The sequence below is a fragment of the Rhizobium redzepovicii genome, assembly GCF_019793435.1.
Classification (GTDB): domain Bacteria; phylum Pseudomonadota; class Alphaproteobacteria; order Rhizobiales; family Rhizobiaceae; genus Rhizobium; species Rhizobium redzepovicii.
The window spans coordinates 25,459-38,216 of the sequence record NZ_JAILYH010000033.1; the positions used below are offsets into that span (position 1 = coordinate 25,459).

Genomic DNA, 12,758 nt, shown 5'->3' on the forward strand with positions numbered 1-12,758 from the left:
ATGACAAAGGCGAGTAGTCAAAAGTTCATCGCGCGGGTTCGTCCGCCTCGCGTACAGATCGAATACGACGTCGAGACCTATGGCTCTCAGAAGAAGGTTCAGCTTCCCTTCGTGGTCGGCGTGATGTCCGACCTCGCCGGCAATGCTGCCGAGCCGCTTGCCCCTGTCGCGGAGCGCAAGATGATGGAGATCGATATCGACAATTTCGATGATCGGCTCAGATCGCTGAGGCCCAGGGTGGTGATGCGGGTGCCGAACCTATTGACCGGAGAAGGCCAACTCGCTGTCGACTTGACGTTCGAGCGGCTCGAAGATTTCTCGCCGGCGGCCGTGGCGCGCAAGGTCGACAGCCTTAGCAGGCTGCTCGAGGCGCGAACGGAGCTCTCCAATCTGCTGGCCTATATGGACGGGAAGAACGGTGCCGAAGAGTTGCTCACCCACTTCCTCGCGGATTCGGCACTGCTAAGCGCCCTCGGCAATGGCATCGAGACTGAGAAGCCTGATGCAGTGGTTGCCGCTCCGCCATTGGCATCCCCAGACACAGAGGAGAACTGATCATGATGCCTGCAGATGCCACAGATGTACAGGTCGCCACCGTTGATCTCGGCGATTTCACCCGCATGCTTCGATTCGAGTTCAAGATCCGCTCGGACCACTCCCGTGACTTGGTGGAGAGTGCCGTCCGAACACTGGCCGAGCAGGCACTTCAAAACACGTCGCTAATCAGCGACGATGTCGTCACGACTATCCAAGCAATGATTGCTTCGATCGACCAGAAGCTTTCTGCACAACTCAACGAGATCCTCCATCACGAAAATTTCCAGCGCGTGGAATCAGCTTGGCGGGGCTTGCATCACCTTGCCATCAACACCGAAACCGATGAAACGTTGAAGATTCGCGTTCTCCCAGTTTCAAAGGTGGAGATGTCCCGAACTCTGCGGAAATATAAGGGTGTCACCTGGGATCAGAGTCCGCTATTCAAAAAAATTTACGAAGACGAATACGGCCAAATCGGCGGTGAACCCTATGGCTGCCTGATTGCCGACTACTATTTCGACCATACCCCACCGGACGTAGAGTTGCTTTCGGGACTGGCGCAGATCGCGGCGGCGAGCCACTCACCGCTTATATCTGCCGTCTCACCACATCTGCTGCAGATGGATTCTTGGCGTGAGCTTGCGAACCCGCGTGACATCACAAAAATCTTCCTCACGCCCGAACATGCCCCTTGGCGGGCGTTCCGCGAGAGCGAGAACTCTCGGTACGTGGCCCTGACCTTACCACGCACCCTTGGCCGGCTGCCCTACGGGGCCAAAACCAACCCGGTCGATGAATTCGCCTTCGAGGAGGACACAGACGGCGGCGACAGCGAGAAATACCTTTGGACGAACGCAGCCTACGCCATGGGCGTAAATATCACGCGCTCGTTCAAGCTCTATGGCTGGCTCTCCAGAATTCGTGGCGTCGAATCCGGCGGCCTGGTCGAGGGTCTGCCGGTACATACCTTCCGCAGCGACGACGGTGGCGTCGACCTAAAATGCCCCACTGAGATCGCGATCAGCGACCGCCGTGAGGCCGAACTGTCCAAAAACGGTCTTCTACCGCTGTTGCACCGCAAAAACACGGACCTCGGCGTATTTATTGGCGCTCAAACTATTAACAAGCCGGTCAAATACGAAGACCCCGACGCGTCAGCGAACGCCGAACTCAGTGCCCGGCTACCCTACATCTTCGCAACCTGCCGCTTCGCACATTATTTGAAGTGTATGGTCCGGGACAAGATTGGCACGTTCAAGGAGCGCCACGAGGTCGAGGAGTGGCTCAACCAATGGATTCAGGGCTATGTCCACCCCTCGCCCGAGCTTGGGAGCGAAGAGAGTAAGGCACAGCAGCCGCTCTCCTCAGCCGAGGTCAAGGTGGAAGAGGTCGAAGATAATCCCGGATATTACGTTGCGAGATTTTACATGCGGCCACACTACCAGCTCGAAGGCCTAACCATCTCTTTGAGACTTGTCTCGCGCCTGCCATCCGCCCGCAAGGACTGAGAAAACCCGCAGATGATTGTGCTCCGTTCTCGGCGCCAAAACTCCGGAATAGCTGCCCCGGGCTGGCCGATGCAATCCAGGCCCAATCAGATCAACGAGAAAAGGAAAGTCCATCATGGCGTTCGACGCGGTTATAAAATTCACGCAAGCGTCCAAGGACGGCATTTTGCCCAAGGGCGAATCTATCATTCTAAAGGACGGTATCACCCTAGCGGACGAATGGAGCTTTTCACTCGAAAACAAGCTGAACATTGGGCCTCATACCGCCGGGGCGGGCGCGGGCAAGGCCGAATTCGAGGTCTTCACTATCAAGAAGCAGGTGGATACGTCATCGCCCTCTCTGTACGTTGCCTGTGGTCGCGGCGCCCACTTCAATAGCGTCGAACTGAAACTTTTCAAAGCGACGGGGAGCGGACAAGCTACATCAGAATCGAACCTGTTCTTGCACTGGAGTTTCAACATGCTGGTAGTCGAGAAGGTCGAGTGGTCCTATGCGGAAGAGGCCCCCGAGGAGACGATCACATTCCGGTTCGGCGCCTGCAAGGTCATTTATTACAGGCAGGATGAAAAAGGCGCTCTTACCAAAGCTGGCGAGGGCATCTGGAACCAAATCGCGAACAGCACCGACTTCAATAGGCTCGTCGGCTGATGGGGCCATCGGCAACCCGGGAATATTCGGGGCTGCGCGCGAAAACGACAGATCGACTCGTCGCCATTGCACCTGGAGATTGTAACATGGGCAGAGATGTTAAGCGGGATCTCGTGCAACCATCCCTCCTGGACCGGCTTACGGACGATGAGCCGCGCAGCTCGTGTGAAGCGCAGGACAAGCGCAGCTTCTCTGTTCGCCAACTGGAAGAGGTGATTCTACGCGATGTTTCCTGGTTGTTGAACACCAATCAATTGGGTGCAACCGTAGATCTACAAGCGTACCCTCACGTAGCGGCCAGTGCACTTAATTATGGTGCCTGGCCTCTCAGCGGACAAATTCGCGAAGGCATGGATAAGAGCGCATTGCGCGAAGCGATAATCGAGAGCCTTCAGCGCTTTGAGCCGCGTCTCTTACCGGACACCCTGAAGGTCACGGTCCTGGACGATGGTCAGGGTTGCGGCACTTTTCGCTTTAGGATCGAAGCCGATCTGTGGGCGCAGCCATTGCCGGTGCGAATGGTGATGCGTACGGAGGTAGATTCCGAGCTCGAATCCGCCCGCGTTCATCTCGGTACAGAGATAAGCTGATGGATCCCCGGCTCCTGCGACTGTACAACGACGAACTTGCTTATATGCGCGAGATGGGGGCCGAGTTCGCCCGTGCATTCCCGAAGGTCGCCGCCCGGCTCGGGATGGAATCAGCGGAGGTCGCCGACCCCTACGTCGAGCGGCTTCTGGAAGGCTTCGCTTTCATGGCGGCGCGGGTGCAATTGAAGCTTCAGTCTCGCTTTCCGGAATTCACCCAGCACCTCCTGGAGATGGTCTATCCGCATTTTCTACCGCCGCTCCCCTCGATGACGATCGTCCGTTTCGAGCCCGACCAGGATGCCGGACGACTTGAAAATGGATACCTCGTGCCGCGGGGAACCAAGCTTTTGGGCCGTCTTGCTCCGGGCGCCGTCACACATTGCGAGTTCCGCACGGCCCATGATGTGCATCTCTGGCCAATTGTGGTGAGCGCTGCCGATTATTTTTCGACGCCGGGGCAGATCGCCGCACTGGATCTTCCGGCCCGGCAAGATGCGAAGGCTGCTTTGCGACTACGCCTTCGTACCACCAATGGCATGCCGTTCAATAAACTCGGACTAGAGGCTCTCACACTGCACCTAACAGGCCCCGGTGGCATCGGCGCCGCACTCGCCGAACAGCTTCTCGGTGACGCATGCAATATCATAGCCCGTCCGGTCGGCCGGCCTATCCCTTGGCAGGAAAAGATTCCGGTTCATGCGCTGCAGCAACGCGGTTTGGAGCCGAGCTGTGCTCTCCTGCCCGAGGTGCCACGCTCTTTCGACGGGTACCGTCTCCTACAGGAGTATTTCGCCCTCGCGGAGCGGACGTTGTTCGTCGAGGTTAGCGGGCTGGCAGACGCAGTAGCCCTGTCAACTGCCGAGACCCTTGAGATCGTCTTCGCACTCAGACGTGTCGAGCCACGGCTGGAACGACAGCTCGGGCCCCAAAATATCGTTCTCTTCGCAACGCCCGCGATTAATCTCTTCGAACGCCAGGCAGATCTCGTCCACGTGAGCGACAAGAACACCGAGCATCATGTGATTGTTGACAGGATGAGGCCGCTCGACTTTGAGGTCCACTCGATCCTCGAGATGAGCGGAGACGGGGCGAAAAACGAAGCGGCTCCCGTGAGGTTCTACCCGTTCTATAGCATCAGCGCGCACGGTCAGGAGGAGCAGCATTCCAGATACTACGCGATCCGCCGGGAGCAGCGCCTCATGTCGGAGCACCAGCGTCTAAATGGCGCGCGGACTGGCTACATCGGCAGCGAAACGTTCGTTTCTCTAGTTGATCGCCAGGCGGCTCCCTATTCGGCGGAACTCCGGCATTTGTCTGTAAACTGCCTGTGCTCGAACCGGGATCTGGCGCTGCTGCTGCCGATCGGCCGGGACGTGACAGACTTCACCCTGGAAATCGGCGCTCCAGTTACCGCCACCCGGTGCGTATCGCCCCCGAGCCGACCGCGCCACTCCTTCGCCAATGGCGATATCACTTGGCGATTAATTAGCCATCTTTCACTGAACTACCTCTCGATCAGCAATTCCGATAGGAACGACCACCGGGGCGCAGAAGCGCTACGTGAACTCCTCCGCCTCTACGTCGATCCAGTCAATGCCTTCGCCTCACGGCAGATCGACGGGATCCGGGAGATTCGGTCCAGGCCTGCGGTCAGGCGATTGTCCAGCGGTGGACAAGCCGCCGTAGCACGTGGGATTGAGGTTGGTATCATCCTGGACGAAGCGGCCTTCGAAGGCGTTGGCATCTTTCCGCTCGCCTCCGTGCTCAACCAGTTCTTCGCGAAATACGTATCCATCAACAGCTTCACCGAGATGGTCGTCTCGACGCTACAGCGCGGGGAGGTAATGCGATGGCCGACGATGGCCGGCCGCCGGGCGATCCTTTGATTTCGGGGGCACTCGGCGACTTCCTAAGCTCGCTCAGGGCCGAACCGCATGCCTGCGACTTCTTCCAGGCTCTGCGGCGGATCGATGCAATCTGCTCAGATCGGCCTCGGCTGGGAGAATCGAGCGGTCCCAGCCTGGATCGCGTGCGGATCGCCCAGCAGCCCTCCCTTGCATTTCCGACTCGATCGATCGCGGGCGTGACTGCGCACGAGGAGAACGACCCCGTAATCTCCACCTACGCCTTCGGCTTGTTTGGACCCCACGGTCCCCTCCCATTGCATCTGACGGAGTACGCCCTTCTCCGGCAGCACAACGCCGCGGATGAGACGCTGATCCGATTTGCTGATACCTTTCATCATCGAATGGCCTCGTTCTTCTTCCGCGCATGGGCGGAGGGCGAACCGACCGTGAGCTATGACAGGCCACAAGAAGATCGATTTGCCCTTCAGCTCGGCGCGCTAGCCGGCTTCGGGATGACCTCCCTGCGCGCGCGGGATGCTATGCCTGATCTGGCCAAACTCCACTTCACCGGCCGTCTCGCCTCACACACCCGCAACGCCGAGGGGCTCGCTGCCATCCTCGCCAGCTTCGTCGAGGCGCCGGTTGATATCCGTGAATTTGTCCCAAAGTGGGTGGATCTGCCCCGCATATCGCTCTGCCTCCTGGGCCACGACCCGGCCACGGGCACGCTGAACAGCAACGCTATTGCAGGTGCGAGGGTCAGAGTGTGGCACCATCGGTTCCGACTCATTGTGGGTCCCCTCAGCCTGGCTCATTACGAATCGCTTCTGCCCGCAGCTCCCGGCCTTAAGTCGATAGCGGAGATCATCTGCAACTACCTTGGAGATGAACTTGACTGGGAGATTAACCTCGTTCTCCGTCAGGAGCAGGTCCCGGAAGTGCAGTTGGGTCGCTGCGGCAGACTCGGATGGTCCAGTTGGATGGGCAAGAGGAAAACGCGCCAGCACGCCGATGACTTGACAACTACCCCGACTGACCGGGGCCCACCGGCTGCCGCATGGCACTCTCCTGAAACGGACATCCATGATGCGGCGGGCCCGCTCGACCTTCTTTTCGGGCGGGGAGAAGATCTCCTTGGCGAGATCGATCTGGAACGGGTGAATGGCCCACGTAACCTCGATACCAAGTGCGGCGGCACGGCGGGCGGCGGCTTGGAAGGCCCGTTATGACAAGCATCGGAAGCTCGACTCTCTTCAGTAAGCTCAACGCAAACTGCAATGGGACCGCCAAGGCCCTTTGCAAAATTCGCCGTGACGCCTCTTTGGAACGTTATCGCCATTTTGACGCCCTTGAGGCTTCAGCAGCGGAGAGGCCTATCGAGCCGACGATCGCGGCGAAACTCGACCACCGTGGTTGTCCGCTCGGGCGCTGCGCCCTGGGCCTGGTTGAATCTTCCAGGAGACACGTCGTCGCTAGCACCGCCGGAATCCGCCAACTCATCGATGTTACAAGGCCGCATGGCGAGATTTGGGTGGGACTTAGCGTGGGTGAGTTCCAAGAGACCCACACGCTTTCTTCACCCCGCCCTCCCCCGCTTGGCTCTGACGATGCGGGCCAGCAAGACATCTTGGCTGAGCAACGGTCGGCGATTTCGATGCACGAAATAAACGCTTTTCGGCATCTTCGCCGATGGCTTCGGCAGCATCCTACTCACGCCATCGGGCGCAACCGCGCCTTCTCATCAAATCTGCGGAACACACACCACCATGGTCGAGTCAAGAATCGAGAGTCTCTTAAGGCACAATCGTTTTGTTGCGGTCACTTCGGCCGCGTCCGAGTTGAATGAAATCTCTCTCCGGCGGCTCAGTGGCACCGAGCGGCTGGGGGAACCTTTCCTCTACGAGGTGAAGCTCGCCAGCCGCAATCCAGTTCAGAACTTTGCTACGATCCCCGGTCAAAACCTGACAATCGGCCTTAAGCTCAAGGACTCGCAAACGCGCTTCTTCAACGGTGTTGTTACGCGCTTCCAATATCTCGGCCTCGACGATACCGAGCACCTCAACTACGTGGCGCAGGTGCGGCCGTGGATTTCATTGCTCGAGCATCGCTCTAACAGTCGGGTCTTTCAGAACAAGACGAGCATCGAGATCATCACCACGATTTTTCGAGAACATAAAGGCAATTTCAAGAATCAGACCGCCCGACGGTTCCCACAGCGCCCATATTGCGTCCAGTACGATGAAACGGATCTGGCCTTCGTCAGCCGCCTCATGGAGCAGGACGGCATCTACTACTATTTTGAACATGCTGAGGACCAACATGACCTGGTGCTGGTCGACAACGCCGCGAGTCACATGGCCTGCACGCCTGAGATCGTAGAGACCCACCACAATCTCAGGCCTGCCCGAAGTCTTTACCAAGAAGATGTCATCCTGCATTGGGACGAGGTCGTATCGCTACAGCCGAATAAGGTCGTTCTCAGGGACTATGACCATGAGAAGCCGATGGCAGAACTGACGTCTGTCGCGCGTGTTCCTCCCGTGAGGACAGGCGGCATTCCGCCATGCAAGCTCACGGGAAGCGCCATCACCCGACCGCGGGAGAGCGTGGCGGTCAGAACGGGCGAGACCTCGTCGGCAAGCAGCGGCTGCACGGCAATGCGGGAGGTCTTCGAGTATCCAGGCCAGTATACAAAAAAAAGCGATGGCGATTTCTACGCCACCATCCGTGCCGAGGAACTCGCCTGCAACGCTTATCGCGCGCGGATCGAAAGCACTGCGCGCCAGATAACGACCGGGTCATTATTCAAGGCGGCAAATCCCTTCTACTACGGCCAGGTCGGTTCCCGCCCGAAACCCACCGATCGCTTTCTGGCAGTCGGACAGGACTTCACTGTCATCGGTGAGGTGGGGGACGATCTCACTGCGGACACCGTGGGGGGGAAGGGCGAGCGGTTCCTCTATCACAGCAACGTAGAGATTATCCCCGCGACCACCCAGTACCGACCGAGGCGCCGCACACCGGCGCGGTTGATTCACGGACCGCAGACGGCCGTCGTCGTGGGCCCCGAGGGCGAGTCGATCGCGACGGATAAGTACGGCCGTGTGAAGGTTCAGTTCTTCTGGGACCGAGAAGGCGGAAAGAACGAGAACAGCTCCTGCTGGATTCGGGTGGCCCAGAACTTCGCTGGTAAGGGTTTTGGCAACCTGGTCGTCCCACGGATCGGCCATGAGGTCGTGGTTGATTTCATCCACGGCAATCCCGACACGCCCCTGGTGACCGGCGTCGTATACAATGGCTCAAATCTGCCGCCTGAAACCCTGCCGACCGACAAAACGCGGTCGACCTTCCGGACGCATACCGATGGCGGCGCCGCTAATGCCTACAATGAACTGCGCTTTGAGGACAAGCAGGGCCGTGAGGAGGTCTATTTGAAGGCCCAGAAGAATCATACCGTCGAGGTCGGGAATATCTACAGCATCGACGTCAAGAGACACTTCCTCCTGACCTCGGGCGGCGCCGCGCCCGACTCCCCTGCCGCAGCGGCCTTAGGTAGCCGCGTCGAGGTAACACCCGACAAGATCCGCCTTGTAGTATCGGGCAGAACCGGCCCGCAGGCCATCGAAATCAGCGGCGATGGGATCGCCATTATCGGCACGATGATTGGCGTTATGGCAACGCCTCCGCGGCTCGGGTCCATCGTCTCCATGCCGCCGCCGACACCGGGTCCACCCACGCCGTCGATAATGAAGCTTATTGCGACACTCGGGCTGCCGCCTGTTACGCCCGAGTGACACGATGTCAAGGTGAACTGGTTCTGGGCCTCGGCTGTCCGGAAGTCGTTGCCTTTAAGTCGGCAGGGCCCTGCAGGCGTAGAGAAAAAGCGTAACGGCTTCGGCGTCGTAAGCTGACCTACCAAATCAACGTGACACTGCGAGATTGCCCGAAAATGAGGAAAGGTTATCGCGCGTGAGCGTTTGTTCCGGGAACTTGCGCCTCAGTTAGATGGAGTTGCCACGCGAAATCGGCCGCAAGCGGCTCCAAATGCGTCTGGTTTAGGTCTCCACCAAGCTGGAACTGGTGGATGAAATACCTTTATCACTCGGCGTCACGAAATTGCGATCAGGGCGCGGGCGGCGCAAAAATCAGCGTTCTCGATCTGGGCGTTACAGCGCTGCTTTGCAGGGCGGGCTCTCGCCTCGAAGCGCTTCTGGCGGAGCGTGGCCGCCTCGAGCAGCAGTCGAAGCCTTTCACCATGCTCGAAGGTGTCTCGCTTCTATTTGCGTTTCGAGTTCCTGATAGGCGCTGGCCATGCCTGTCAGGCCGAGTTTGCGCAGCATGTCAATGGTGGGATTGTTCAACGTCGCGATAAAAATCATGCGCTGTCCAGCTCGAGGGAGGACGCTGGCCATGCCCCCGAAGCATAACGGGATACGAATTTGGTATTGGAAGGAAAGGTCGCGACGGAAGTAACATCAGCAGTGACGCAATGACCTAAGGAACGACGCAATGTACGGCAGAAGGCAGGGGGGTGTTGGCAATAGTTCCGAACAAGGCGGTGAAGACACCTTTAACTGGGTTGAAGGCTTGACTGGCTCCTCGTCCGGCGAAGCGGCACTGAAAGAAATTTTACTGGCCTGGGCGGAAGACGGGCAGCAGGAGCAGGACGAGGACCGGCACGAGGCAATGGCACGGATCGAGGCCTGGACGGAAACCCGCAATTTTCGTGCCCCCCTGAACTTAACATCGCTGTCCCTAACGGCACTGCCCCCCACCTTACCGGCCGGCCTCCAGCGGCTCAACGCCAATGACAACCGGTTGGGCAGGCTGCCCAACAACCTCCCGCCCGGTCTGCGAAAGCTCTCTGCCTGCGACAACCAGCTGACCACGCTGCCTGAGGTTCTTCCGGACATGCTCGAGACGCTCTACGTCGACGGCAACCGGCTGACCAGATTGCCGAACGAGCTTCCTTCCGGACTAAAGTATCTCTACGTCAACCACAACCGGCTGACCAGTTTGCCCGATAACCTGCCGCCTGAGCTCAGGGAGCTTCATGTCACCCGCAACGAAATCGCGCACCTGCCGGAGAATCTCCCCCTCGAATTGACGGATCTCCGCGCCGAACTCAATAATATAATTCGCCTGCCCGAGCGCCTTCCTGCAAAGCTCACGAGGCTCGAAGTCCCTCACAATGAACTGACTAGCCTACCCGAGGACCTCCCGGCCACCCTAAAGTGGCTCAGCACCGACAGTAATGAACTGACCCACCTGCCCCCTAACCTGCCGAGGGGGCTGGAGGAGCTTAGCGTTCGTGGAAACAACCTGAGAGGACTTGGCGACGGGCGAACTGCACTGCCGTACATTCTGTCGCAGCTTCCGCCTCATTGCAAAGTGTACCTGAATAACAATCCGCTGCCAGATCGACTGCGGGCGCACCTGAGCGCGCAAAGCGGGACGAGCCTTCCGCAGATCTTTTTGTGATGCTGCCTGACAAACGGGCCAAACTAGGTCCCTGCGTTTTGAGTAAAAGGCCTTTTGCCGAAGCCATGGCGGTGGGGTGCAGGCCAGGTATGACGCGTGCGGATCAAAAACAATGAGTTTGCAGGTTTATGCCGCTCGCCGGAATGTGTTGAGTTGTGGAAGCAACAGACGTCTCACTGAAGACTATGGCCGGAAAGCCCAGGCTCGGCACTTGTGTCCTTCGGGCGACCTTGCATGCGAGCCAGTTCGTACAAAGGATTACCCGCTATCGCGTACCAGGAGGTGCGACGCTTACGGCCTAGAGGCATTGCCGCCGGTTGGAACGTTCGGAAGCTGGACCCAGATTTCAACAGGCCTCAAGCGCATCCACCATTTCCACATGGTCCACCCCCAGCATCGCGTATTCGTTGATCTAACTACCCGAGACTCCAGCCTACGGGCCTATTTGCATTCGTCGGCGATCGACGACTCTGTCGCCTATTAGTTGAAATAGGGTTTCGTGGCGAGCCAGCAGAGGAACAGCCCATGGATGAGAAAAACAGCCCCATTGTTTGCATCTCGGGTGTAGACGAACGAAAGCTCGGCGCCGCTCTAATCGCGGTCCAATCGGCATTTAGTGTCGCGATTGCGGAACTATCGAAGCTTCACAAAGGGAACAGTCCTCAGTGGTTCGAAGACCTGGAGGAGGTGGTAATCGCTAACGCAAAAGGCACAGTCACCGAGGGCATCTCGCTGGATGTCGAGGTGGAAAGCCTCAAATTCGGCATCGACGTCCTTCGGGCGATCTTAGATGTCAGCCGCGTTGAGCTAGGCTTTGCAGCAAAGGAATAACCTTTCGCCCAAACGAGGTCTCGATGCTATTTGGCGCCGGAGATGTTCGATGCACACTCGAACCTTCGCATGAGTACCGCGCTCGTCGCCAAAGTAGCCCGCATCGTCACCAAATGGTACGGTCGTCCGACAAACCAGGAGGTCTTGCCGCATGATCGACGATACGACCTATGCATGGCGCACCGGCGTTTTTGAGGCAACGCGCGTTTTCCATGCGGAAGACCCGGGCGGACCAACCTTCATCGGGGGCAATTTGCGCAAGCCGGACTCCCATGGAAGACAATAACTTGTCGGACGCTGGGCGCACGAGACTGAGGGACTCAGCGTTGAAGATGTGCCGACAAGCTCGGCATTAGCGATGCACCCTGTATAGCGGGCAGCGACCGCCTTGCCATGCTTGAAGATGCCCTGAGCCGACACGCCCACAGTTGATAAAGATGTCGACTCAGTACCGCCGGCCGCTCCTCACCTTCTACCTTGCTGAGCCGCCAGCCATTGCGGCTCGTGGCAAGGATTTTTCGGACTCTTCCCGAGAATATGCACAACGCGACGCAGCGCTTGTCGACCCGCTGTTTCGTGAAGTTCGCGCTCGCCAGGAAATGGTGCGTGATGAGCCCTTTGTAAGAGTCACCCTTGCGCCGGCAGTCCGAGACCTCCCCGTTCATCTGGTTCGTCGTCTGGAATCGCAATCGATCGATGATCGACCTCCGCCCCTTCGTCGCAGGGATACACATCAAGTGGCATTGACCTGGACAGCGACCGCTCGCGCTGGAGCGCCGAATACCGGCGGCGCATTTCACCGGACGCAATCGACCCTGCCGTCCAAAGAGCGACCAGTTCCATGAAACCCGGGTCTTCATCGATCCGGATTCCTCGCGCCTTCCAACGCGCGATGACCCGCTCGGCTATGTCCCTGCGTGAATCCATTACCACTTCCCTGCCCCCTGCCCCCTGCCGCCTACGCGGTTAGATACCAAGATGGTGGGTTCTTCGCCAGTTCAAACCGTCCAATATGTCACGCCGGCCGCCCGCGATCCGTTTTCAGGAGCTTGTTAGCTGGAGCTATCGAGATCGCAGGACACACTTTCCAGCTCTCTCCCGACCTGATGGTCCCCGTCACCATCTTTTCCGTCCATGAATAAGGTAGGCCGCCCCCGATCAGTCCAGGCGATTTAAGTGCGAGTCCGCTTTTACGTCGCCTTGAGGTCCGTCAGCACCTTGTCAAAAGCATCCTTGACCGGCTTTGAGATTTCCTCCACCGCCCTGCTTGAGAGCACCCGGACTTCCTTGGCGTGCTGCAAACTTGTCTCAACGC

At 58.5% G+C, this 12,758-nt stretch carries 12 protein-coding genes and 2 pseudogenes; 11 read left to right on the plus strand and 3 right to left on the minus strand.

The annotated features are described in order from the left end of the window. The 6 genes and pseudogenes from tssB to tssG all read left to right on the plus strand — a co-directional run. Positions 1-555, plus strand: coding sequence for a type VI secretion system contractile sheath small subunit (gene tssB, locus K6N12_RS32270; RefSeq protein ID WP_004680424.1), 555 nt, complete (start codon positions 1-3; stop codon positions 553-555). Between the two features lie 2 nt (positions 556-557). Continuing rightward, positions 558-2,045: a type VI secretion system contractile sheath large subunit gene (tssC, locus tag K6N12_RS32275; RefSeq protein WP_004680425.1), complete on the plus strand. Its 1,488-nt coding sequence runs from the start codon at positions 558-560 to the stop codon at positions 2,043-2,045. 115 nt (positions 2,046-2,160) lie between these two features. Then, positions 2,161-2,694 carry an Hcp family type VI secretion system effector gene (locus tag K6N12_RS32280; protein WP_004680426.1) on the plus strand — a complete coding sequence of 178 codons (534 nt, stop codon included), beginning with the start codon at positions 2,161-2,163 and terminating at the stop codon, positions 2,692-2,694. Between the two features lie 86 nt (positions 2,695-2,780). Beyond that, positions 2,781-3,284, plus strand: a complete 504-nt coding sequence (tssE, locus tag K6N12_RS32285; protein ID WP_004680427.1) for a type VI secretion system baseplate subunit TssE — start codon at positions 2,781-2,783, stop codon at positions 3,282-3,284. After that, positions 3,284-5,170 (plus strand): type VI secretion system baseplate subunit TssF, encoded by a 1,887-nt coding sequence (gene tssF / locus K6N12_RS32290; RefSeq protein ID WP_004680428.1) that lies wholly within the window; start codon positions 3,284-3,286, stop codon positions 5,168-5,170. Before tssE ends, tssF begins: the two co-directional genes overlap by 1 nt. After that, positions 5,134-6,105, plus strand: a pseudogene (gene tssG, locus K6N12_RS32295) (type VI secretion system baseplate subunit TssG); the annotation flags it as partial. The gene tssF and the pseudogene tssG, both read left to right, overlap by 37 nt. A 105-nt stretch (positions 6,106-6,210) precedes the next feature. Here the strand turns inward: tssG and K6N12_RS34910 are convergent. Then, positions 6,211-6,348, minus strand: a pseudogene (locus K6N12_RS34910) (CoA ester lyase); the annotation flags it as partial. A 549-nt stretch (positions 6,349-6,897) separates the two neighbouring features. Here K6N12_RS34910 and K6N12_RS32300 point away from each other — a divergent pair. Continuing rightward, positions 6,898-8,925, plus strand: coding sequence for a type VI secretion system Vgr family protein (locus K6N12_RS32300; protein ID WP_004680430.1), 2,028 nt, complete (start codon positions 6,898-6,900; stop codon positions 8,923-8,925). Positions 8,926-9,381: 456 nt separating this feature from the next. Here K6N12_RS32300 and K6N12_RS34710 read toward each other — a convergent pair whose 3' ends face one another. Then, complete coding sequence (locus tag K6N12_RS34710) at positions 9,382-9,510, minus strand: hypothetical protein (protein ID WP_010068000.1); 129 nt, start codon at positions 9,508-9,510, stop codon at positions 9,382-9,384. A gap of 130 nt (positions 9,511-9,640) precedes the next feature. Here K6N12_RS34710 and K6N12_RS32310 point away from each other — a divergent pair, with 130 nt between their 5' ends. The 4 genes from K6N12_RS32310 (at position 9,641) to K6N12_RS34920 (ending at position 11,729) form a co-directional block, all read left to right on the plus strand. After that, on the plus strand, positions 9,641-10,612 hold the full coding sequence (locus K6N12_RS32310; protein ID WP_004680431.1) for a leucine-rich repeat domain-containing protein: 972 nt from the start codon (positions 9,641-9,643) through the stop codon (positions 10,610-10,612). 525 nt (positions 10,613-11,137) lie between these two features. Further along, the gene (locus K6N12_RS32315; protein ID WP_004680432.1) at positions 11,138-11,443 is read left to right on the plus strand and encodes a hypothetical protein; all 306 of its coding nucleotides are present in this window, start codon (positions 11,138-11,140) and stop codon (positions 11,441-11,443) included. A gap of 69 nt (positions 11,444-11,512) precedes the next feature. Continuing rightward, the gene (locus tag K6N12_RS34915) at positions 11,513-11,638 is read left to right on the plus strand and encodes a hypothetical protein (RefSeq protein ID WP_312038661.1); all 126 of its coding nucleotides are present in this window, start codon (positions 11,513-11,515) and stop codon (positions 11,636-11,638) included. Continuing rightward, positions 11,595-11,729 carry a hypothetical protein gene (locus K6N12_RS34920; protein WP_004680433.1) on the plus strand — a complete coding sequence of 45 codons (135 nt, stop codon included), beginning with the start codon at positions 11,595-11,597 and terminating at the stop codon, positions 11,727-11,729. The genes K6N12_RS34915 and K6N12_RS34920 overlap by 44 nt, the downstream gene beginning before the upstream one ends. Before the next feature lie 341 nt (positions 11,730-12,070). Here the strand turns inward: K6N12_RS34920 and K6N12_RS32325 are convergent, their stop codons facing one another. Next, complete coding sequence (locus K6N12_RS32325; protein ID WP_004680434.1) at positions 12,071-12,370, minus strand: hypothetical protein; 300 nt, start codon at positions 12,368-12,370, stop codon at positions 12,071-12,073. Between the last annotated feature and the right edge of the window lie 388 nt (positions 12,371-12,758).